Source organism: Fodinicurvata sp. EGI_FJ10296 (genome assembly GCF_040712075.1).
Taxonomy (GTDB): domain Bacteria; phylum Pseudomonadota; class Alphaproteobacteria; order DSM-16000; family Inquilinaceae; genus JBFCVL01.
The window spans coordinates 143,310-166,349 of the sequence record NZ_JBFCVL010000005.1 but is presented as its reverse complement, the minus strand read 5'-3'; the positions used below and the strand labels follow the sequence as shown (position 1 = coordinate 166,349).

20 protein-coding genes and 1 pseudogene are annotated in these 23,040 nt (G+C 60.6%); 14 read left to right on the top strand and 7 right to left on the bottom strand.

The window, feature by feature from the left end; all coding sequences use genetic code 11:
* Positions 1-112 precede the first annotated feature (112 nt).
* The 3 genes from secD to ABZ728_RS12130 all read left to right on the top strand — a co-directional run bounded on the left by secD (position 113) and on the right by ABZ728_RS12130 (position 3,128).
* On the top strand, positions 113-1,699 hold the full coding sequence (secD, locus tag ABZ728_RS12140) for a protein translocase subunit SecD (RefSeq protein ID WP_366656409.1): 1,587 nt from the start codon (positions 113-115) through the stop codon (positions 1,697-1,699).
* A 14-nt stretch (positions 1,700-1,713) separates the two neighbouring features.
* A complete protein-coding gene (gene secF / locus ABZ728_RS12135; protein ID WP_366656408.1) occupies positions 1,714-2,667 on the top strand; it encodes a protein translocase subunit SecF in 954 nt (317 codons plus the stop codon).
* Positions 2,668-2,750: 83 nt separating this feature from the next.
* On the top strand, positions 2,751-3,128 hold the full coding sequence (locus tag ABZ728_RS12130) for an Mth938-like domain-containing protein (protein ID WP_366656407.1): 378 nt from the start codon (positions 2,751-2,753) through the stop codon (positions 3,126-3,128).
* Between the two features lie 145 nt (positions 3,129-3,273).
* Here the strand turns inward: ABZ728_RS12130 and ABZ728_RS12125 are convergent, their stop codons facing one another.
* Positions 3,274-3,876 (bottom strand): superoxide dismutase, encoded by a 603-nt coding sequence (locus ABZ728_RS12125; protein WP_366656405.1) that lies wholly within the window; start codon positions 3,874-3,876, stop codon positions 3,274-3,276.
* 198 nt (positions 3,877-4,074) lie between these two features.
* Here ABZ728_RS12125 and ABZ728_RS12120 point away from each other — a divergent pair, with 198 nt between their 5' ends.
* A complete protein-coding gene (locus ABZ728_RS12120) occupies positions 4,075-4,977 on the top strand; it encodes a phytoene/squalene synthase family protein (protein WP_366656404.1) in 903 nt (300 codons plus the stop codon).
* Between the two features lie 8 nt (positions 4,978-4,985).
* Here the strand turns inward: ABZ728_RS12120 and trmFO are convergent, their stop codons facing one another.
* From trmFO to ABZ728_RS12105, 3 genes are all read right to left on the bottom strand, one after another.
* Complete coding sequence (trmFO, locus tag ABZ728_RS12115; RefSeq protein WP_366656403.1) at positions 4,986-6,371, bottom strand: methylenetetrahydrofolate--tRNA-(uracil(54)-C(5))-methyltransferase (FADH(2)-oxidizing) TrmFO; 1,386 nt, start codon at positions 6,369-6,371, stop codon at positions 4,986-4,988.
* Between the two features lie 67 nt (positions 6,372-6,438).
* Entirely contained in the window at positions 6,439-7,116 is a 678-nt protein-coding gene (locus ABZ728_RS12110; protein ID WP_366656402.1) for a uracil-DNA glycosylase, read from the bottom strand.
* 20 nt (positions 7,117-7,136) lie between these two features.
* Complete coding sequence (locus ABZ728_RS12105; RefSeq protein ID WP_366656400.1) at positions 7,137-7,799, bottom strand: NYN domain-containing protein; 663 nt, start codon at positions 7,797-7,799, stop codon at positions 7,137-7,139.
* Between the two features lie 372 nt (positions 7,800-8,171).
* Here ABZ728_RS12105 and rpoZ point away from each other — a divergent pair.
* The 10 genes and pseudogenes from rpoZ to ABZ728_RS12055 form a co-directional block, all read left to right on the top strand.
* Positions 8,172-8,504: pseudogene (gene rpoZ, locus ABZ728_RS12100) on the top strand (DNA-directed RNA polymerase subunit omega); the annotation flags it as partial.
* A gap of 394 nt (positions 8,505-8,898) precedes the next feature.
* A complete protein-coding gene (locus ABZ728_RS12095) occupies positions 8,899-11,073 on the top strand; it encodes a bifunctional (p)ppGpp synthetase/guanosine-3',5'-bis(diphosphate) 3'-pyrophosphohydrolase (RefSeq protein WP_366656399.1) in 2,175 nt (724 codons plus the stop codon).
* Positions 11,074-11,130: 57 nt separating this feature from the next.
* Positions 11,131-11,526, top strand: a complete 396-nt coding sequence (gene acpS / locus ABZ728_RS12090) for a holo-ACP synthase (RefSeq protein ID WP_366656398.1) — start codon at positions 11,131-11,133, stop codon at positions 11,524-11,526.
* Between the two features lie 200 nt (positions 11,527-11,726).
* Positions 11,727-12,461, top strand: a complete 735-nt coding sequence (gene lepB / locus ABZ728_RS12085; protein WP_366656397.1) for a signal peptidase I — start codon at positions 11,727-11,729, stop codon at positions 12,459-12,461.
* 11 nt (positions 12,462-12,472) lie between these two features.
* Positions 12,473-13,228 (top strand): ribonuclease III, encoded by a 756-nt coding sequence (gene rnc, locus ABZ728_RS12080; protein WP_366656396.1) that lies wholly within the window; start codon positions 12,473-12,475, stop codon positions 13,226-13,228.
* Positions 13,225-14,157, top strand: a complete 933-nt coding sequence (gene era / locus ABZ728_RS12075) for a GTPase Era (RefSeq protein ID WP_366656395.1) — start codon at positions 13,225-13,227, stop codon at positions 14,155-14,157. Before rnc ends, era begins: the two co-directional genes overlap by 4 nt.
* A 128-nt stretch (positions 14,158-14,285) precedes the next feature.
* On the top strand, positions 14,286-15,476 hold the full coding sequence (locus ABZ728_RS12070) for an MFS transporter (RefSeq protein WP_366656394.1): 1,191 nt from the start codon (positions 14,286-14,288) through the stop codon (positions 15,474-15,476).
* A complete protein-coding gene (recO, locus tag ABZ728_RS12065; protein WP_366656393.1) occupies positions 15,460-16,179 on the top strand; it encodes a DNA repair protein RecO in 720 nt (239 codons plus the stop codon). The genes ABZ728_RS12070 and recO overlap by 17 nt, the downstream gene beginning before the upstream one ends.
* 63 nt (positions 16,180-16,242) lie before the next feature.
* Entirely contained in the window at positions 16,243-18,639 is a 2,397-nt protein-coding gene (locus ABZ728_RS12060; protein WP_366656392.1) for a DNA topoisomerase IV subunit A, read from the top strand.
* 12 nt (positions 18,640-18,651) lie between these two features.
* A complete protein-coding gene (locus ABZ728_RS12055) occupies positions 18,652-19,710 on the top strand; it encodes a hypothetical protein (protein ID WP_366656390.1) in 1,059 nt (352 codons plus the stop codon).
* A 59-nt stretch (positions 19,711-19,769) separates the two neighbouring features.
* Here ABZ728_RS12055 and ABZ728_RS12050 read toward each other — a convergent pair whose 3' ends face one another.
* From ABZ728_RS12050 to ABZ728_RS12040, 3 genes are read right to left on the bottom strand one after another with little or no spacing between them, the layout of a single operon-like run.
* Positions 19,770-20,516 (bottom strand): arginyltransferase, encoded by a 747-nt coding sequence (locus tag ABZ728_RS12050; RefSeq protein WP_366656389.1) that lies wholly within the window; start codon positions 20,514-20,516, stop codon positions 19,770-19,772.
* A 51-nt stretch (positions 20,517-20,567) separates the two neighbouring features.
* Positions 20,568-21,560, bottom strand: a complete 993-nt coding sequence (locus ABZ728_RS12045; RefSeq protein ID WP_366656388.1) for an alpha-E domain-containing protein — start codon at positions 21,558-21,560, stop codon at positions 20,568-20,570.
* Between the two features lie 8 nt (positions 21,561-21,568).
* Positions 21,569-22,954, bottom strand: coding sequence for a circularly permuted type 2 ATP-grasp protein (locus ABZ728_RS12040; RefSeq protein ID WP_366656761.1), 1,386 nt, complete (start codon positions 22,952-22,954; stop codon positions 21,569-21,571).
* Between the last annotated feature and the right edge of the window lie 86 nt (positions 22,955-23,040).

Genomic DNA, 23,040 nt, shown 5'->3' with positions numbered 1-23,040 from the left:
GAGTTTGGCTTTTGCCGCGCGACGTGTTAGCCGGCTCGACCTGATTGCTGACTGCGAGCCGTCATTGCCGACGGGAATCGTAAACGGCAGATCGTAGCCGTAGAGAGCGCACATGATTCACTATCCGCGATGGAAGATCATCCTTGTGCTTCTGGTGTGCCTGTTGGGCGGGCTCTATGCCGCGCCGAACGCATTCGACCGGAACACCGTGCAGGAATGGTCCGAATCGCTGCCAGCCTGGGTTCCCGGCCGTCAGATCGTGCTCGGCCTCGACCTTCAGGGCGGCTCGCATCTGCTTCTGGAGGTTGAATACCAGGTGCTGATCGGCGAACGGCTCGAAGCCGCGGTCGAACAGCTTCGCACGCAGCTCCGCGCCGACGATATCGGATATACCGGTCTGGGACTCGACGGCGACAGCCTGACCTTGGAGCTTCGCGATGCCGACGACGTGAGCGCTGTCCGCAGCATGGTCACGGAATACGATCAGAGCCTTGAGGTCAGCGCCGACGGCACCTCGGTCACGGCGGGATTCAGTGACCTGGGACTGCAGGAATTGCGGGCTGGCGCCGTCGATCAGGCGATCGAGATCGTTCGGCGGCGGGTAAATGAATTCGGAACCGTGGAACCCAACATCCAGCGGCAGGGCGAAGATCGCATCATCGTCCAGTTGCCGGGTATCGAAGATCCGGAACGGATCAAGGATCTGCTGGGCCAAACGGCTCGACTGACTTTTCATATGCTTGATGAGGGCACGTCAGTGCAGCAGGCTAGGGAAGGCAATCTTCCCGCCGGATCGATGCTTGTTCCCAGTGACGAGACGGGGCCTGACGGCGAGCCGGTTCAGGACTATGTCGTTCGCCGCCGGGTGATGGTGAGCGGTGAGACTCTGGTCGACGCGCAGCCGACGTTTCAGGACGGACAACCGGTCGTCTCTTTCAGTTTCGACAGTGTCGGAGCGCGACGTTTTGGCGAGGTGACGCAGGAGAATGTCGGCCGCTTCCTCGCGATCGTACTCGACGACAAGGTCGTTTCCGCGCCGCGGATCAATTCGCCCATTCTTGGTGGCCGTGGAATTATCACCGGACAGTTCAGCGTCGATAGCGCGAACGACCTGGCGATTCTTTTGCGGGCCGGCGCACTTCCGGCACCGCTCACGGTGCTTGAGGAACGGACGGTTGGGCCCGGCCTGGGAGAAGACAGCATCGCGGCCGGTCAGATCGCTTCGGCAATCGGATTTCTCCTGGTCATCGTCTTCATGTCCGTGACTTATGGTCTGTTGGGTCTGATGGCTTCGGCTGCGCTGATTATCAATCTGGCGCTTCTCATCGCGGTATTGTCGGCCCTGCAGGCGACGTTGACGCTGCCGGGGATCGCCGGAATCGTCCTCACCGTCGGCATGGCAGTCGATGCCAATGTCCTGATCTTCGAGCGCATACGCGAAGAACAGGCGGCAGGAAGAACGCCGATCTCAGCCGTCGACGCCGGTTACAGCCGCGCCTTGACGACCATCATCGACTCCAATGTCACGACCCTGATCGCCGCGGCGCTGCTATTCGCGCTGGGGACGGGGCCGATCCGCGGATTTGCGGTTACATTGTCCTTTGGCATCCTGTGTTCGATGTTCACTGCCATTATGGTTACCCGCCTGTTCGTCGTGACATGGCTTCGTCGCCAGCGTCCGAAATCGATTCCGATCTGAGGAAAGTCCCGGTCATGAAACCACTTCGCATCGTACCGGACAGTCTGTCGGTCAACTTCATCGGATTGAGGCGTATCGCATTTGCGTTCTCTGCCGTTCTGGTTCTGCTGGCGATTGTAACGACTGCCATACAGGGATTGAATTTCGGAATCGATTTCCGCGGTGGCACGTTGCTGGAAGTCCGCACAGAGGAACCGGCGGACCTGGAACAGATGCGTAACTCTCTTGAAGGTCTCGGCCTGGGAGAGACGTCGCTTCAGCTTTTCGGAACGGATCGGGACGTTTTGATCCGGATACAGCGGCAATCCGGCACCGAGGAAGAGCAGATCGAGGCCATTGGCGTTGTTCAGGATGCACTGGGCGACAACGTCGAATACCGGCGTACCGAGTTTGTCGGGCCGACGGTGGGCGACGAACTGGTCGAAGCCGGCACCATGGCTGTATTGCTGTCGTTGGCCGGCATATTGATCTATATCTGGCTTCGGTTCGAATGGCAGTTCGGGCTGTGTGCCGTCATTGCATTGGCCCATGATGTCATTACGACAATCGGGCTCTTCGCGTTGATTCAGTTCGAGTTCAACCTTTCGACGATTGCGGCATTGCTGACGATCGCCGGATACTCGATCAATGACACGGTCGTCGTTTTCGACCGCGTCCGCGAGAATCTCCGCCGGTACAAGAAGGCGTCCCTGGTCGAGGTTCTTAACCGATCAATTAACGACGTTCTGTCACGGACGATCTTGACCAGTGTGACGACGTTGTTGGCACTTGCAGCCATCTATGTTTTTGGTGGTGCCGTGATCCAGAATTTTGCTTTTGCGCTGATCTGGGGCATTCTGATCGGTACCTACAGTTCCATTCTGCTGGCTGTTCCGCTTCTTCTGTATATGGGTCTCACGCGTACTTCGAGATCCGGGGAAGAATCGGATAAGGATACGGCGGCCCGGGTGACCGGCACAGCGTCCTAGATGTCCGGAACAGAACATCCGCCGTTTTTCCAGTGCCTCTTGTGTGACAGCGGACGGCGAGCAGGGACGATTGGAGGCGGCTGATGGATGTCACACCGATGATCCCCGGCAATCGCTGGGTTATCAATGGCTACGGTCCCAATCAGTTCCGGATTTCCGGCGAGGTCTATCACGGTTCGATGCTCGTGTTCCCCACCGGCGTGGCCTCGTGGTCCGTGGGCGCTGTCGAGGATCTGACCGCGCAGAACATTGTGGATGCCGTGTCCCAGTCGCCGGAGCATTTGGAGATATTACTGCTCGGCAGCGGCGGCAAGATGACGTTGGTTCCCCGGACTGTGAGGGACGCGGTTATCGACAGAGGCATATCGGTCGATGTGATGGAGACCGGCGCTGCCTGTCGAACCTACAACGTGCTTCTCGCCGAAGGTCGCAGTGTTGGCGCTGCCCTGATTGCTATCTGACGTTCGATGGTGACCGGTAGAGTCGCTGAAATTGTCCGCGACGCATTTTGCGTTGCTGTCGACAAATACAAAGGGCCGTCCCGATTGGATCGAGACGGCCCCGGCTGAGGCAGACATTACGGCTTTCAGGGCCGCACGGTTGTCGCTACGAGGCCTTCGAGTACAACTCGGCAACATAGTCCCAGTTGACCAGGTTGTTGAGGAACGCCTCAAGATATTTCGGCTTGTCGTTCCGGTAGTCAATGTAGAACGCATGTTCCCACACATCGACGCCGAGAAGCGCCGTCTTCCCGTGTGCGTTCGGGTTCTCGCCGTTCGGCGTCTGCATGACGGTAAGCTTGCCGCCATCGAGCGCAAGCCAGGCCCAGCCGCTTCCGAACAACGTGGCGCCGGCCTTCTTGAACTCGTCCTTGAACGCATCGACGCTGCCGAAGTCGGCGGCAATTTTCTTCTCCAGTTCGCCGGGGATCGAACCTCCGCCGCTGGGTTTCATCATCTGCCAGAAATGGTTGTGGTTCCAGGTTTGGCCAGCCTGATTGAACAATCCCCGTTTGGACGGATCGTTGAAGCTCTCCTTCATGACGGTGTCGAGATCGGCATTCTCAAGGGGCGTGCCCTTGATCATGTCGTTCATCGTGGAGATGTACTTGGCGTGGTGCTTGTCATGGTGAAATTCGAGCGTTTCCCGTGACATGTACGGAGCCAGGGCATCGTAGGAGTAGGGCAGATCGGGCAGTTGGAAAGCCATTGATTATCCCTCGACTTTTAGTGGTTGAGCCATGCGCTCTCGTGGAGAGATAACGATTGCCTCACTGAATGTGAAGGGACTGCCATCAGTTTTCACAGCCAATCGGCTTTGGGGCCGGAATCGGCCACCGCCTACAGGTGGGAAATCACCAACAATGAGCGATATTTGCCCGTGACACGACGTATGATCGACAATGAGATGGCAGCTGAAGCAAATGCGGTTGGGCATGACGCGCGGCTGTCGGCCAGCGGACGCATCGTCAGATCCCATGATCGCGATCGGTTCATGGCCACCCTTGTCGTGCCGCATGATCGGCGCGAGGCGATTCTGACCGTCTACGCGTTCAACCACGAAGTCGCCAAGATCGCCGACGCGGTATCCGAACCCATTGCTGGCCAGATGCGGTTCCAATGGTGGTGGGACGCGATCGCTGAAGCCGTTGAGCAAGACGCTCCCGTCAGGATGCACGAGGTCGCCACACCGCTTGGCGAGACAATCCGGCGATTCGGCCTGCATCGCGAACCGTTCGAGCAGATTCTCACCGTCCGCGAAGATCACGATCTGGCCCAGGACCCGCAGCCGGCGACGCTATCCGGTCTGGAAGCTTATGCCGAGGGCACGGCGGCGACGCCGTTTGCGATCGCGTTGTCGATCCTGAAACACAGCCCGGAGCATCCCCGTCAGCCGCCAGAAGCCGAGATGGAGGCCGTGCGGCATATGGGGACCGCGTGGGGTCTCGCCGGTACGATCCGGGCCGTGCCGCATCTTGCCCGTCGTCGGCAATGCCGCATGCCGGCGGACTTGCTGGCGGCCAAAGGGGTGGATCGCGGCGACGTCATCGAAGGACGCGCCTCTGCAGGGCTTGCCGAGGTGGTGCATGAAATCGCCGACAGGGCCGCCGATCATCTGAACCGCGCGAGGAGATTACGCCGGGACATTGGCAAAGACAGCATCCGGCTGCTGGCCGGATGCTGTCTGGTGGATGCGCATCTGAAACGGCTTCAACAGGCACGCTGGAATCCATTCGATCCGCGGCTCGCGCATCCGCCGCCGTTACGCATCGTTCCCATGGCGGTCCGGAGCTGGCTGAATCGCTACTGAAGGGACCGTTACTGACCGGCGGTGGGCGCAAGTTCACCGGCCGGAGCCCCTTGCAGCCATGCGTCGAAGTCGGCCAGTGCCCTGCTGGTGTAGGCGCGTTTGCGATCGCCGCCGCGCAGCTTTCGCACCCCCGGCGGTGGTTCGACCTCGGGAAACAGTCCGAAATTGACGTTCATCGGCTGGAACCCGCGTTGGTCGGCATCAAGCGTAATATGCCGCAGGAGGGCGCCCATTGCGGTCGTCCGGGGCGGAGGTGCCGAAGTGGTGCCCAGGCATTCGCTGGCCGCCAACCGACCGGCAAGCAGGCCGATGGCTGCTGACTCGACATATCCCTCGACGCCGGTGATCTGCCCGGCGAACCGCAGACGAGGCGCCGCCTTCAGACGCAGGGTCGGGTCGAGCAGTCGCGGGCTGTTGAGAAAGGTGTTCCGATGAATACCGCCGAGCCGCGCGAATTCCGCGTTCTCCAGGCCCGGTATCATCTTCAGGACGCGGCTTTGCTCGCCGTATTTCAGTTTCGTCTGAAAGCCGACCATGTTGTAAAGCGTGCCCAAGGCATTGTCTTGGCGAAGCTGGACGACGGCATAGGGTTTCTCTTCGGAATTCGGATTCGTCAACCCGACCGGCTTTAGCGGCCCGTATCGCAGGGTTTCCGGTCCCCGTTCGGCCATGACTTCGATCGGCAGACAGCCTTCGAAATAGGGGGTGTCGACTTCCCAATCCTTGAATTCCGTTTTGGGCGCAGCCAGCAGTTCACTGATGAACCGCTCGTATGTCTCCCGGTCGAGCGGGCAATTGATGTAATCCTTGCCGGACCCGCCCGGCCCCACCTTATCGTAGCGCGATTGGAACCATGCCTTGGAGAAATCGATCGACTCCTTGTAGACGATCGGCGCGATCGCATCGAAGAATGCCAGCGAATCCTCGCCGGTCAGTTCGAATATAGCCTCGGCGAGTGACGTCGAGGTAAGAGGGCCGGTTGCAATGATGACCGACTGCCAGCTCTCCGGGGGCAAGCCTGCGACCTCGCCCCGATCGACCGTGATAAGCGGATGCGACTGGATCGCCTCGGTCACGGCGGCGGAAAATCCGTGCCTGTCGACGGCCAGAGCGCCACCGGCCGGAACCTGATTGGCATCGCCGGCGCGCATGATCAGACTGCCGGCCCGGCGCATTTCCTCGTGCAGCAGACCAACGGCATTCTGCTCCGCGTCGTCGGACCGGAACGAATTCGAGCAGACGAGCTCGGCCAGCCCCTCCGTCTGATGGGCCTCGGTCATCCGTTCCGGCCGCATCTCGTGGAGGATGACGGGAACACCGGCGCCGGCGATCTGCCAGGCAGCCTCACTGCCGGCCAGTCCGCCGCCGATGATATGGATCGGTTTGGCTGTCATTCGGATCGCACCTTCCACTGGATTTGTTGTCCACTGATCTCGGCAGGGGATCGTGTGGCCGATAGGTTCAACGGGCATCGATGACCGGGGGAACTCCGGACAGATCACGCCGAACGGCAGCGAACACGTCGTGAAACATCGACGTCGTCAGCCGGCCGGTATTGGTATTGTAGCGCGAGCAATGGTAGCTGTCGGTAAGGCGGATATGCCTTGTCTCAAGGTCGTGACGGGCGCCATGGCCGAACGGGTATGCTGCCTGCCGCAGGCCGAATGTCGCGATAACCGCGCGATGCGCCACCTGGCCGAGGGCCACGATCGCCGTCAGATCGGGCATGGCCGCGATTTCTGCCGCAAGGAACCGCCGGCAGGTTGCCACCTCGGCGCCCGTCGGCTTGTTCTCCGGCGGAACGCAACGAACCGCATTGATAATTCGACAGTCATTCAGCGCCAGGCCGTCATCCGGCGACGCCCCGTAGTCGCCCCGGCTGAAACCGAATGCCGCCAGGGTGGAATAAAGCAGATCGCCCGCATAATCGCCGGTGAAAGGGCGACCGGTCTGATTAGCGCCTTTCAGCCCGGGCGCGAGTCCGACGACGAGCAGACGCGCCGTCGGCGGGCCGAACGGCGGAACCGGACCGTTGTGGAATTGCGGATAGCGATCCCGGTTGGTGTCACGGAACGCCGCCAGGCGAGGGCACAGTGGGCAATTCGGCGGCGGCAACCCCGGCGTCACGGCTTGCGGCATTGGCGCACCTCGTCGATCGGTCAATCGCTGCCAGAGCGGACGATGGCCAGGTCGGGATCGTCATCGGCCGGCTCTTCCACCCCTTGATCGGGCCCCTGATCGGGTCGCGCATCGGTCCGATCGACATTGCCGTGATCGACGGAATAGCGGGTCTGGGACGAGCGTTGGACGTGCGGCGCCAGGTCCAGGAGTTCGATGAAGTTGTCAGCCTGCCGGCGCAGTTCGTCCGCGACCATCGGCGGCTGAGCCTTGATCGTGCTGATGATCGTGACGCGGACGCCCTTTCGCTGAATGGCTTCGACAAGACGTCTGAAATCGCCGTCGCCGGAAAACAGAAGTATATGATCGACCTTGTCGGCCATCTCCAGAGCATCGATAGCGAGGTCGATGTCGATGCTTCCTTTTTGCTTCCTACGTCCTTGATTGTCTGTATATTCGCGCAAAGGCTTTGTGACCATACAATAGCCATTATAGTCGAGCCAGTCGATCAACGGGCGCATCGGAGAGTATTCTTGATCTTCGATCATCGTCGTATAATAAAATGCACGGATGAGTCGACCTTTTTTAGCAAAAAGATCAAGAAGCCTCTTGTAATCGATGTCGAAACCCAGAGACCGAGCCGCCGCGTACAAGTTTGCGCCGTCAATAAAGAGAGCCAGTCGCTCTTCCTTGTAAAAAATCATCTCAAGCCCTTGATGTCAAAAATATGAAAGGTTGACGTTACCATCGGCTGCGCGCCGTCGCCGGCCGGCGCGTCACTGTTCACCCACCTTATGTAGTATCGAAAGTCCGATTTGCAAAAATCGAAACCTGATACGCCATGACGCAGGCCGGAAAATTCTGTCAATGTGTCTACTTCTGAATGCCGGTTTCAACTCCAACATCGGTTTTCCGCCTTGACGCCCGATTAAGCCAGACGGCCGGCCCGGCAATCCGGTCGGCCACGGCAGAACGGCTGCCGCGAATGGTCTTCTTGCACCGCAGCGTCGCCATGTCTATAGTTCGGCGTTCGCACCGGAGGGAAATCCGGCACGATGTTCCTGGAGTTATGGATTATGGCGCGCGTTACCGTTGAAGATTGTATTGTTAAGATCCCGAATCGCTTCGAATTGGTCATGCTGGCAGCTCAGAGGGCCCGTGACATCGGGGCCGGCGCCTCGCTGACACTCGACCGCGATAACGACAAGAACCCGGTTGTCGCGCTGCGCGAGATCGCCGAGGGAACGATCACGATCGGCCATCTGAAGGACGCCCTCGTTCGGGATCGCCAGCGCGTCGCTCAGGAGGAAGAGCCCGACGACGAGGTCATCGAATTGATGGCTGGTGAAGAAGAACTTTATGCACAGGCCAGCGCGGATACTCTCGCCGACGACATGGAAGTCATCGACAGCCTCGGTGAGGACCAGTCTGGTGATACGAAGGCCGACGCAAACGCGGACGCCGGTGCTGAGGCCGGTCAAGCGTCACTGCAGGATGACGACCTCCCCGATCCGGCGTCGCTGGTAGTGGACGACGAAGCCAATGCGCCGGATGTCTCGCCCGACGACCCGTTTGCCGACCTCGACGACGACAAGTCTTGATCCATCCCGCCGCTGATTTAGATCGATCAGATGGACGGGCGGTTCGTCGGCGCGCGTCCCTAGTCGGCAGCGATGACGGTTTCTCCGGAACCGGGGATACACCGCAGGGCGGATAGCGCGGCGGCAAGCGATTGCGATCGCCGTGCTTTGTTGCGATGGGAGTCGGACCATTGAGGATCGGGGCGGGCGTCGGGGTTGATGAATGATCAGGCAGTATGAGCTGGTTGAAAAGGTCAAGGCCTATGATCCCGAGGCCGACGAGGACCTGATCAATCGCGCCTATGTATTCTCGATGAAGGCTCACGGATCGCAGCGCAGGGCATCGGGCGATCCGTATTTCCTGCACCCGTTGGAAGTCGCCGGCATTCTTGCGAATATGCGCCTGGACACCGGGTCGATCGTGACGGCGCTGCTGCACGACACGGTCGAGGATACGGTTGCCACCAACGAAGAAATTCACAAGGCGTTCGGCGCCGAAATCGCCCAACTGGTCGACGGCGTCACCAAACTTTCCAAGCTGGAGCTTCAGGATGCCGAGGCCAAGCAGGCGGAGAATTTCCGCAAGCTGGTACTCGCGATGTCCAAGGACATCCGCGTCCTTCTCGTGAAGCTGGCCGACCGGCTTCACAACATGCGCACGCTCGACGCCATTCCCAGCGAGGATAAGCGGCGTCGTATCGCGCGAGAAACGATCGAGATTTACGCCCCACTGGCCGAACGTATCGGCATGAACGAGATGAAGGACGAGCTGGAAGACCTGGCGTTCTCTCATCTCAACCCCGATGCACGGGCCTCCATCGTCAGGCGCCTGTCGGAGCTGAGGCTGGAAGGCGGGGAATCGGTACCGGGCGTTCTGGAAGAGCTCTGCGCTGTTCTGGAAGAAAACGGCATCAGTGCATCGGTGACCGGCCGCGAAAAGCGGCCGTACTCGATCTGGCGCAAGATGCAGCGGAAGTCGATCCCGTTCGAACAGCTTATGGACATCATGGCATTTCGCATCGTCGTTAGTGACGTTGCGGACTGCTATCAGGCGCTCGGCATCATCCACGCCACCTATGCGTCGATACCCGGACGGTTCAAGGATTACATATCGACACCCAAACCCAACGGCTATCAATCACTTCATACGGCCGTAATAGGCCCGATGCGCCGCCGGATCGAAATACAGATCCGGACGGAACTGATGCATCGGGTCGCCGAACTGGGCGTCGCCGCGCATTGGTCCTATAAGCAGGGTGGGCCCGAGGTAGAAGTCGAGACCCAGCGGTATCGATGGTTGCAGGAACTTCTGGACATCCTGGATCAGGCACAGAAGCCGGAAGAATTTCTGGAGCACACCAAACTCGAACTGTTCCAGGATCAGGTTTTCTGTTTCACCCCCAAGGGTATGCTCATCGCCCTGCCGCAACATGCGACGCCGGTCGACTTCGCCTATGCCGTCCATTCCGAGATCGGGGATACCTGTATCGGCGCCCGCGTCAATGGCCGGATGGTCACATTGCGCCAGCAATTGCAGAACGGCGATCAGGTCGACATCATCACATCCAGGACGTCAACGCCTTCGCCGGAATGGGAGCGATTCGTCGCGACGGGGAAAGCACGGGCGCGGATCCGGCGCTTCGTCAGGCTGCAACAACGCAGTCAATACGCCAATCTCGGCAAGGCGCTGCTTCAGAAAGTCTTCCGCAACGAAGGGTATGATTTTACCGAAAAGGCCGTCGAAGGGACTCTCAAGGCCTTCAAGGCGATGTCCACCGAGGACATCTATGCTTCGATCGGCGCGGGCAATACGCCGGCTCGCGATGTGTTCGCGCAGATCTTTCCCGGTCACAAGAGTGCTGTCCAGAAGAGCCAGACCGGCGACGACGCCAACGTCGTACCGCTCAGCAAGGCACGCAAGACCCAGCCGCGCGGACACGGTCAGCCGCTGCCGATCCGCGGGCTGATTCCGGGCATGGCTGTCCACTACGCGCGGTGCTGCCACCCGATTCCCGGCGATCGCATCGTCGGTATCGTGACCACCGGCAAGGGCGTCACGATCCACACCATTGACTGCGAAACGCTGGAGAATTTCTACGAAACGCCGGAACGATGGATCGACGTCAGTTGGGATTCCGACGCTTCCAACGGCGAGGATCATGTCGGTCGCCTGCATGCCGTCATCGCCAACGAGCCCGGGTCGCTCGGTACGCTGACGACCGTCATCGGCAAGAACGGTGGCAACATCACCAATCTCAAGATCACGCACCGCTCGATTGATTTCTTCGAGATGCTGATCGACGTCGATGTGAGCGACGTCAAACACCTGACGCATATCATTGCAGCGCTTCGCGCAACGCCCGTCATTACGCAGGTCGACCGCGCCCGCAGCGGATAACGTTATCGGCATGCAGGGAAAGCACGATCCGCGGGAACTGGTTCGGAGGCACCGCAAATGATCATCGGCATTGGTAACGACATGATCGATATCCGCCGCGTCGAGCGGACACTCGCGCGGTTCGGCGACCGGTTCACGGCTCGTGTATTCACGGAAATCGAGCGCGAGAAATCCGATCGGCGCCATAACCGGGCGGCCAGCTATGCCAAACGGTTCGCCGCAAAGGAGGCGTGTGCCAAGGCCCTTGGCACCGGCCTTGCCAGGGGTGTCGGCTGGCGCGACATCGGCGTCGTCAATCTTGTCGGAGGACAGCCGACGGCGGTGCTGTCCGGCCGCGCCAGGAGCCGGCTGGAGGCGCTTACGCCCGAAGGCAGGACGGCACGGATACACCTGACACTGACCGACGATCATCCTTGGGCCCAGGCAATTGCCATAATTTCAACCGACGACTGAAGCTGTATTCGACGGCCGGTAGCGGGTGGCCGACCCATTGGCAAGTTCGGCTATGGGGCGTATGACCAGATGATCGAATGATCGGCGGCGGCCGATTGTCGGGGCGGCAGGTGCGGTGCTTGATTTCGGATCGCCATGCGTGGATACAGGACAGGGTCGTACCGGCGATTCAGTTTACCGACTTCTGAGGCAGATCATTTATGTCATCCAAGAAACAAGGCGGAATCGGCGACGTCATCAAGACGGTCGTCTATGCCGTCCTAATCGCCCTGGCGGTGCGGACATTGGCGTATGAGCCCTTCAATATTCCTTCCGGATCGATGATCCCGACACTGCTGGAGGGAGATTACCTTTTCGTGTCGAAATTTTCGTACGGATATAGTTATCATACCATTGCATTCGGTTACCCCCTGTTCAACGGTCGGATTTTCGGCAGCGACCCTGAGCGTGGCGATGTCGCCGTCTTCAAATTGCCGTCCGATCCGTCGGTTGACTACATCAAAAGAATTGTCGGCCTTCCCGGAGACACGGTGCAGGTCCGCGACGGCAGCCTGTATATCAACGACGAACTGATCGAGCGGACCGAGGTCGGTCAATACGAGCTGCGCGACCGCTTCGGCCGGGTCGAAAGTGTGACGGAATACAGTGAGCAGCTCGGCGATCACTCCTATAGCGTGCTGGAGCGTACCCGGAATCATTTCCTGGATAATACCCAGGTGTTCGAGGTGCCTGAAGATCATTATTTTGCCATGGGCGACAATCGGGACTCCTCACAGGACAGCCGCGTGCTCAACGCAGTTGGCTTCATCCCGGAGGAGAATCTGGTCGGACGTGCGGAGTTCCTGTGGTTCAGTCTTGATGACGCCCGCTTCTGGGAAATCTGGCGCTGGCCGACCGCGATCCGTTTCGACCGATTGTTCACGGCGATCCAGTAGGAAGTCGAACCGTGACTGAACCCGGAAAGACAGGACGCCCGGATCGGGAGCGCCGGGCCGGAGGCCCGGCGACCATGTCCATCGACGTTCTGGAGTCGCGTCTGGGCTATCGCTTTGCCGATCGCCGGCTCCTTCGTGAAGCACTGACCCACCCCAGCAGCGCTCCCGAAGATCGTGGGACGGCGAGTTTCGGGTATGAGCGTCTGGAGTTCCTCGGCGACCGTGTCGTCGGGCTGGTGATCGCCGAATGGCTACTGGAAAAATTTCCCGAGGAACCGGAGGGTTCTCTGGCCCGACGTCACACGGCGCTCGTCCGACGGGAAGCGCTGGCAAGGGTGGCCTCGGCTGTCGATATTGGTCCGTTCATCATTCTGTCTCTCGGGGAAGAGGGTGCCGGCGGCCGCGACAATCAGGCCATTCTTGCCGATGCCTGCGAGGCCGTAATGGCGGCAATCTATCTCGACGGCGGGCTGGAGGCAGTGAGCGCATTCATCCGGAATGCGTTTCTGCCGATCGTGGAAGACAGCGCGGCCCCACCGATCGATGCGAAAACGGCACTTCAGGAATGGGCACAGGCGCGGGGACTGCCTCTTCCGCGCTACGATATCGTCTCCAGAACCGGGCCGGATCACGACCCGACCTTCGAGATCGTGGTAACGGTCCAGGGCTATGACCCGGTCGTGGCGCAGGGGCAGTCCAAACGCAGTGCGGAAAAAGAAGCGGCCGCCGCAATCATGCGGCAGCTGAGTGACGGTGATCAGATATGAGCGACGACCCCGATAACATACTCAAACAGGATGATGATCGGCATTGTGCCGTCGTCGCCGTCGTCGGCGCCCCGAATGCCGGGAAATCGACACTGGTCAATGCCCTTGTCGGGACGAAAGTCTCGATCGTGTCGCCGACGCCCCAAACCACCCGGACCCGGGTCATGGGGATCGCTGGTGAAGGCGTGACCCAGATCGTTTACGTCGACACGCCGGGGCTGTTCAAGCCTCAACGACGGCTGGAACGGGCCATGACCAGCGCTGCCTGGGACAGCCTGGCCGGCGCCGATTTTGCCCTTACGGTCGTCGATGTGTCGAGGACCCGTCCGAGTGCCGAGACCATTGCCTTGATCGAGCGCCTTGCGACAGCCGATATCCGGCGAATTCTCGTGCTGAACAAGGTCGATCTCATTCGCCCGCAGAAGCTGCTGGCGCTGGCTGCCAGCCTGAACCAGAAAGCAGACTTCGAGCAGACATTCATGGTCAGCGCCCTGAACGGCGACCGGGTTTCCGACATCGCGGCATTTCTGACCAAAGAGGCGCCAAAAGGACCATGGCTCTACCCGGACGACCAGCTGTCCGACATGTCTGATCGCCAGCTCGCCGCCGAGCTTGTGCGGGAGAAACTCTTTCTCCGGCTGCGACAGGAGTTGCCCCACGATCTGACGGTGGAGGCGGAAAGCTGGGAGCAGTTCGATAACGGCAGTGTACGCATCGGCATGGTCATCTATGTTCGGCGCGACAGCCAGAAAGCCATCGTCCTTGGGCATGGCGGTGCGATGATCAAAGCCGTCGGCGAAGCGGCCCGGCTGGAATTGGAAGAGATTCTGGGGCACCGCGTTCACGTCTCGTTGTTCGTCAAGGTCCGGTCGGAATGGCCCGAAGACCCGGAGCGCTACGAGACCTGGGGCCTTGATTTCAATGCCTGACGCCTGAATTCAGTCGACGCCCCGGTTCATTTCGATGCGGACGCTGGAAAGGCTTGAGCGGTACGGCGATGTCTTTGGCTATCGATGAAAGGCGGGCAGGCGATCGCCGAAGAAGCCTCGCGGCAATTATGGCATCGGCGTTCGGCGTCGGCCTGACCATCGGAATGTCTCAGCCGCTGATTGCGCTGCACCTTGAGGGGCGGGGCTATTCGTCTCTGACGATCGGCATCGTGGCGGGCGCCTACAGTGCCGCCATACTGCTGTTCGGCCCCTTCGTTCCAGCCATCGTCGCCCGAATGGGCACGGTGCGCACGCTGGCGCTCGGGTCGGTTCTGGCAGCCGGAGCCCTGATCGCTTTCCCCTTTGCACCGGGGTTGCCGCTGATCATCCTGTTACGATTCGTGATGGGGCTTGGCAACGCCTGCGACTGGATCATCAGCGAGACCTGGATCAATACGCTGCCCGACGAGGCCAGCAGAGGCAGGGTTGTGGCCATCTACGCGACGATCTGGGGGGCTGGTACGACCGGCGGACCGGCAATTCTCTGGCTTACCGGGACAGCCGGATCCTTGCCGTTTCTGGTCGGCGCGGCGCTGCTGGCCGTTGCATTCCAGCCGGTGCTTGCGGCGAGACGTCTCGCGCCGTCGATCGGCCGAACGACGTCGTCCCCACATTCGGTCATTCGCTTTTTGAGTGCTTCGCCACTGCCGATTGCGACCGGCATCCTGTGCGGTTTTGCCGAAGCGTCCGTCTTTTCATTGTTCCCCATCCACGCCACCGCCCATGGCATGGTGGCGGAACGTGCGGTTCTGCTGGCCTCGGCTTTCGCCCTCGGCAACTTCGCGCTTCAGGCGCCGATCGGATGGCTTGCCGACCGGCTCTCACGGCGACGGCTGCTGGGGGGAATCGTGATCATGGCCCTGGCCTGTCTGTCCATCATTCCGGTGGGGTTCGGTACCGCCGGCCTCCTTTGGCCGACGGTCATCCTGTTCGGCGGCGCCATTGCCGGCCTCTATACCGTTGGCATGGTAATGCTGGGGCAGCGCCATTCGGCCGGCGATCTGGCCGGGGCGAGCACCGCTTTCATCCTGGCTTACACCGTGGGCATGATCGTGGGACCGGTGGCGAGCGGTGCCGCCATGGCACTTTGGCCCGAACAGGGCCTGCTGGTGGCGCTGGCGCTGGTGCTCGCGGTATTTCTTGTCGGCATCCTCGTATTCGGCGCCCCCAGTGGGCCCCGTGGACGTTCCCGGGGCGATAGCGGGAGCAAGCGGCAGCGAAAGACCGAAGAGGCACCAGGCCATGCAATGGGTCGATGAGGGCATCATATTGTCGGCCCATCCATTGGGCGACAGCAGCTTGAGAGCGATCCTGATGACCCGCGCTCACGGTCGCCATGCGGGACTGGTGCGCGGGCGTCAGGCACGGGCTGCCTGCCAGCCCGGAACCATCGTGCAGGCTGCCTGGCGGGCCCGGCTGGCCGATCATCTGGGCACATGGACGCTGGAGGTCACCGACGCCGCAGCGGTCAGCCTGATGGATGACAGGAATCGGCTTTCCGCACTGGCATCAGCCTGCGCTCTGGTCGAATCGCTGACGGCGGAACGCGACGCGTCGCTGAACATCTACGAGGACCTCAGATCCCTGATCGCCTTGCTGGGCGGTGAGGCCTGGGACATCGCCTATGTGCGTTGGGAACTTGCACTTCTGGAGCATGCCGGATACCCCCTGGATCTGTCCCGCTGTGCGGCGACCGGCGTGACGGCCGATCTGAAATATGTCAGCCCCAGAACGGGGCGCGCGGTGTCGGCCGAGGCCGGGCATGCCTATGCCGATCGGCTTCTGCCCTTGCCGCAATTTCTGGCGGTCCCCGGCCTCGGTGGCTCTCCGGAGGAAATCCACCAGGGGCTGATGCTGACCGGGACCTTTCTTGCCCGTATGCTGGCTCAGCAGGGCGGAGGCGGCCCTGTTCCAGCGCGGGAGCGATTTTTGGCCCGATACAGGAAGGCCCATGCGCTATAAGAATCCCGGCCAACGCACGAGTGAACTGGAAGCGAGTGAACTGGAAGCGAGTGGAATGACAGCATGAATGACGGAGCACCCGGAAGCGACGGCGACGATCCCGGCGACGGACGAATCGTCCCGATCGGATTCGCCAAGGCCCTCGGTGACCGGTATCTGAGTTACGCGCTGTCGACCATCACCGCCAGGTCGCTGCCGGATGTGCGCGACGGCCTCAAGCCGGTGCATCGGCGACTGCTTTATGCCATGCGTCAGCTGAAGCTGGATCCGGCGACGGCACCCAAGAAATGCGCCCGCGTCGTCGGCGACGTGATCGGCCAATACCATCCCCATGGCGATCAATCCGTCTATGAAGCTCTTGTCCGCCTGGCGCAGCCATTTTCGGTCCGGTACCCGCTGGTCGATGGCCAGGGCAATTTCGGCAACATCGACGGCGATAATGCCGCCGCCATGCGGTATACGGAGGCCCGGCTGACCGCGTTCGCGCAGGCGCTGCTCGATGGAATCGACGAGGACGCGGTCGACTTCCGACCGACATACGACGAGGAAGGCCGGGAGCCGCTCGTTCTGCCGGCCAGTGTCCCCAATCTGCTGGCGAACGGCGCGCAGGGAATTGCGGTCGGCATGGCCACGAACATTCCCCCGCACAATGTCGGCGAGCTATGCGCGGCCCTGACGCTGCTTATCGACCGTTCCGACGTAGCGGGAGCCGGACGTCCGGAGCAGCCGCCGGCGAACAATGACGATCCCAACGTCGATCCTGAGGCGGTGCCGGCTGAAGGCGAGGGCGAGGAGCCTGGAGCCCCGCCGCCGTCGCTGCCGGCCAATCCCGGCCTGCCCATGACGGCGGATCCCGTGACCGTGGGCGAGTTGGCCGCCCTGATGCCGGGGCCCGATTTTCCGACCGGCGGCGAACTGGTCGAGACAGCCGAGACCATAACCGAGACCTATCGGACGGGGCGCGGCTCGTTGCGGCTGCGGGCGCGATGGTCCGTCGAGAAGACAGGGCAGGGCACCTATATCATCGTCGTCTACGAGATCCCCTATCAGGTGCCCAAGGCCAAACTGATCGAGAAGATCGCCGACCTGATAAACGGCCGTCACTTGCCGCTTCTCAACGACGTCCGGGACGAATCGGCCGACGACGTTCGGCTGGTGCTCGAACCGAAAAGCCGAAACGTCGACCCCGACGTGCTCATGGAACATCTGTACCGCAAGACAGATCTGGAGACGCGATTCGGCGTCAACCTGAACGTTCTCGATGCGCATGGCGTCCCCCGCATCATGGGCATCAAGGAGGCGCTGCAGGCTTTCCTGGTTCACCGCCACACCGTCCTCGTGCGACGCAGCCGCCATCGGTTGGCCAAGATCCTCGACCGACTTGCCGTGCTGGACGGCTATTTGATCGCCTTTCTCAATCTCGATGAGGTCATCCGGATCATCCGGGAGGAAGACGACGCAAAGGCCGGGCTGATTGCCGCGTTCGCACTGACGGATATGCAGGCCGAAGCGATCCTGAACATGCGCCTGCGGGCATTGCGAAAGCTTGAGGAAATCGAGATCAGGCGCGAGCACGACAAACTGTCGGCTGAACGCGCCGAACTTGAGGCGCTCCTTGCCGAGGGAGCATTGCGCTGGCAGCGCATCCGCGACGAGTTGGCGGATATTCGAACGCGTTTCGGATCCGAGACCGAGCTCGGGCGACGCAGAACGGTCATCGGCTCGGCCCCGACCGGTACGACCGTGCCGATCGAGGCCTTCATCGAGCGGGAACCGATCACGGTATTCCTGTCGACGCAGGGCTGGATCCGGTCGGTAAAGGGGCACCAGGCCGACCCGACCGAGGTCAAGTACAAGGAAGGCGATAGCGAACGATTCGTTCTGCGCTGCCAGACGACCGACAAGGTGCAGATCATGGCGTCGACCGGTCGCTTCTATTCGATAGCGGCCGACAAGCTACCGCGCGGCCGAGGCTTTGGCGAGCCCTTGCGCCTGAGTGTCGATATGCCGAACGACTCGGAAGTCGTCACGGTCTTCGTATACGATCCGGAAGTGAAGCTGATCGTCGCGGCGGATGACGGCCGGGGATTCATCGTCTCGCAGTCCGAAACCCTCGCGCAGACCAAGGCTGGGCGGCAGGTGCTTTCTCCGGGGAAAGGTGCCACCGCCATGGTATGTAAGCCCGTGTCCGGCGATATGATCGCGCTTTTGGGCACGAACCATAAACTGCTCGTGTTTTCGCTGTCCGAGGTGCCCGAAATGGCCAAGGGGCGGGGCGTGATTCTTCAGAAGTACAAAGAAGGCAAGCTGCTGGATTTGAAAACATTCAATGACGCAGAGGGTTTGAAATGGGGGCGGCGCACCCTGGCGGGGCAGGATTTGCTCGGCTATCGCGGTGCCCGTGCAGGTGCCGGCCGATTGCGGCCCAAAGGCTTTTCGTCGGTAAACGGGTTCAACTAAGGGAGACATATTGTGAGCGATCGGAACGCGACATCCGCTTCGGATGCCGAATCGAAAGTGAGCCGGGCAAAAATGGTTTCCTATGCGCTTGGCGGCGTGGCGGTGATTGCCATCATCACGGCCATCTATATGGGCAATACCGCCGGCACCGCAGAGGAAGAAGCGACGTCCGCGCAGGCACAACTGGCTGATGTGCGCGGACAGCTCGAAGCCGCCAACGCAGAACTCGCTGAACTCCAGGAGACCGGTGTCGATGCGGAGGCACTGCAGACCGAAGCGGCCGCTCTGGAGGAAGAAGTCGGCTCGCTAACAACGGATCTGGAAGCGCGCGATGAACGCATCGCCGAACTGGAATCCGAGCTTTCCGCGGCACAAGAATCCGTTGCATCGCTTGAGCCGGAGATCGCCGATCGCGATGAGCGCGTAGAGGCTATCGAGGCCGAACTTTCGGCTGCCCAGGAGACGATTTCGTCTCTGGAATCGGAAATCACAGCCGGAGATGAGCAGGTCGAGGCGCTGGAAGCCGAACTTTCGGCTACAACGGAGAATGCCTCCGAACTCGAATCAGCGCTGAGCGAGCGGGACGATACCATTGCCCGGCTCGAGGCCGATCTCAGCGAGGCCGCCGAGGGTGTTGCCTCGATCGAGGAACTCGAAGAAACCCTCGCTGGTCTTCGCCAGGAGCGGGACGACTTAACCGAAGAAGTCGAAGCCCTTACCAGCGAGCGCGACGCCGCCGCAGCGGAGCTTGAGGAAACACGGTCCGACCTCGATGCGCTGCAATCCGAACTCTCCGAACTTACCTCGGGCCGCGACAGTCTCCAGGCGGAGATCGAGTCGATGATAGAGAACCGGGAGAATCTCGAAACGACCATGGAGTCAACCGGCAACGAATATCGGGAGTTGCTGGAGAATATCGATACCGTCCAGGCGGACCTTGAGGCACTGCGCGCACAGCGCGACGACCTTGAAGAGGCCATCGAAGACACAAACGAGCCCGCCGCTGAAGCAGAGGCTGGAAACGATAACGATGTTACCGCTGCCGATGAGGAAGAAGAAGCGCAGCAATAGGAAAAAGTGGGCTCAAGAGTCACTGGGACGGCAACGGCACGAGCGAAACTGATAGTTCGCTATGAGTTTTGTTCGCGCCAGCCGTCCGACGTCAGATATTCCACCGGTTTGAATCGCACCTTGTAGGCCATCTTCCGGGATTGTTCGATCCAGTACCCAAGATAGACATTGTCCAGACCTTCATCACGGGCTTGTTCGATCAACGCTACGATCATCATCGTTCCCAGACCCTCGCGCGTTCCGTCGGCTTCGAAGAAGCTGTAGACGGCGGAATATCCGTCGTCCAAACGGTCGGAGATCATCACGCCAGCGAGAGTGCCGTCTTTTGCCCCGCCCTTCTGTCGAAACTGAAAGACGACCGTGCCCGCGCTCCCTTCTTCGACCATAGCCTGATAGTCAGACTCCGACATATGCGCCATGTCGCTATCGGGATGCCGCGCCTTCTGATACCGGCGGAAGAGTGAAAAATCTTCTTCGCCGGCAATGGGCGCGCAAGCGGAAACCACCAGATCGACGTTGGCCCGCTGGATCCGGCGAATTGACCTGGTCGCCTGAAAACGGCGGACGGGGATTCTAACCGGAACGCAGGCAGAGCATCGGTCGCAGATCGGTTTGTAGAGTATGTCGTGACTGCGCCGGAAGCCGGCCTTCGAAAGGTCGGCATTCAGCCGTTGCGCTACGACGGGATCAGCGGGAAGCCGCGTGAACAGCTTCCGTTCGACCCGGCCTTCGAGATACGGGCATCCCATCGGACCGGAGCGGTGGAAAAACTGTATCGACCGTTGTAGATTGCGGATATTCGACATTCTTGGCCTTGCGATTCACCGGGCAGATGTGCCACCCGAAAGTATCCCGTATCACGCTGATCGCTGCGTGGCCTGGCTCTGATTCGCCGCAGCGGGCGCATATCCGAAATAGGCTTCGCCAAGATCGGTCGTCAAGGCAGAGAATTGCCGCTGAAGCCAGTCGAGAAAATCGTTCAGGCCGAAATCGATCCGTTCGCTCGTCGTCCGCTCCAATAACGCAGCCTGAATCTCGTCCAGCCGCTCCATGGCAGCTGTCCCGCGCCGCAATCTGAACCGCGACCGCAGACGTGTTAGCAACTCTGCCATGGCTGTGACATTCAGCGCCACGGATCTCGGGAAGTCCGGGGAGTGGATGAGGAATGTCGCGACATCGAGCGGGTTCATGCCGCGCATATGGATGCGGCGGAATGCGTGGTAACCCGCCGCCGAGCGCAGCACCGCGTTCCACTGCCGGCTTTCCGATGCATCGCCGGATGCAGGGTCGCCGCTGGTCAAGAGGTGGAATTTGATGTCGAGCAGGCGCGTGCTCTGATCGGCACGCTCCAGGTGCCTCCCGATCTGATAGAAATACCAGGCCTCGTCCCGGTGCAGGGTGCCTTCGACGACACCGGCATGAGCCTGGCAGCTTTCCTTGACGAAAGAGCAGAGCCGATTGAGCCGACCCAGTTCCAGATCGGCATGCGTCAGACGGTTGACGCGGCCATGGAATATGTTCACATGCGACCACATTTCCGTGCTGATCATCGGCCGGAGAGTCCGGGCATTGCGGCGCGCGTTGCGAACAGCATTCAGGATCGAATCGGGGTTGGTCTCTTCCAGGATCGTGAAGTGCAGGACCGACTGGCTCGATACCTCGTCATGGAGGGCGTTGAACCTTTCCATGTCCGCGTTGATCTCGATGATCGACGCCCAGTTGTGATTGCCTGAATCGTCTTGTGCGAAGGTTTCGTTCACGTCGATCAGCCTTGCCGCATTTTCGGCGCGCTCGATGTAGCGGGCGAGCCAGAAGGCGGCGTCGGCGTAGCGGGATAGCAGCAGTGTCATTTTGATTCCTACCCTAGTACCCACGTGTCCTTGGAGCCGCCCCCTTGGGACGAATTGACGATCAGTCGGCCTTTCTGCAGCGCCACGCGCGTGAGGCCGCCAGGCAGCACCCAGGTATCCCGACCCGTCACGGCGAAGGGCCGGAAATCGACATGGCGGGGCTCCATGCCATCCGGTGTCAGGGTCGGACAGACGGACAGGCCGATTACCGGCTGACTGATGTAATTCGCCGGGTTCGCCTTTATGGAGTCGCGGCAGGCGTCGAGCTGCGCGCGTGTGGCTTGCGGTCCGATCGTGATCCCGTAGCCGCCGGCCTCGCCGACCGGTTTGACGACCAGTGATTCCAGGTTGTCCAGCGTATAGGCAAGGCCGTCCTTTTCCCGGCAGATATTCGTCTCGACATTCTGGATGATCGGCTCTTCATCGAGGAAATATTTGATGATCCGCGGCATATAGGCATAAACCGCCTTGTCGTCCGCGACGCCGGTGCCGATGGCATTGGCGATAGCGATGTTGCCCTTGGCATAGGCCGCCACCAGACCTGGAACCCCCAGCAGACTGTCGCTTCGGAACACGGTCGGATCGAGAAAATCGTCATCGAGACGTCGATAAATGGCGTCGACACGGGCGGGGCCTTCGATCGTGCGCATATAGACGTGATCGTTTTCGACAAACAGGTCGTTGCCTTCCACCAGCGGTACACCCATTTCGCGCGCCAGGAATACGTGCTCGAAATAGGCCGAGTTGTAACTGCCAGGCGATAGCAGAACGACGCTCGGCTCCGACACGCCGCCGGGCGCCAGTTCCGACAGAGCACTGCGAAGACGAAGGCCATAGCTGTCGACGGGCCGGACGGGCAGCCGGTCAATCAATTCCGGCAGGATCCGTTGCATCATCTGGCGGTTTTCAACGACGTAGGAAACGCCCGACGGTACCCGCGCGTTGTCTTCAAGAACGCGGAATTCGCCCTGCTGATCACGGATGATGTCAACGCCTGCGACGTGGGCATAAGTGTCAAACGGAAGCGACAAGCCGACCATTGCCTTTCGATAGGCCTTATGACCGAGCACCAGATCGGCAGGCACGACGCCGTCCTTCAGAATCTTCTGATCGTTATAGATGTCCTTCAGAAAGCAGTTGATGGCGGCGACACGCTGTTTGACGCCAGCCTCCAGGACGGTCCATTCCGTGCTTGGTATCAGTCGCGGGACGACATCGAATGGCAGGATCCGGTCTTCGCTGCCACTCTCGGAAAATACCAGAAAGGTAATGCCGAGATTATAAAGTTCCCGCGACGCTTCCTCGGACCTGACGCGAAGATCCTCGATCGTGAAGCGGCAGAGCCGTTCTCTGACTGTCGCAGGAATCGGCGTGCGGCCTTCGGTATGGCTCAATAGTTCGTCGAAAAAGCCTCCGGCGTCATACCGGAGAAACAGGGAGTCTGACGGGTAGGCGCTGCCGGGGGAACCGGACTGACTGG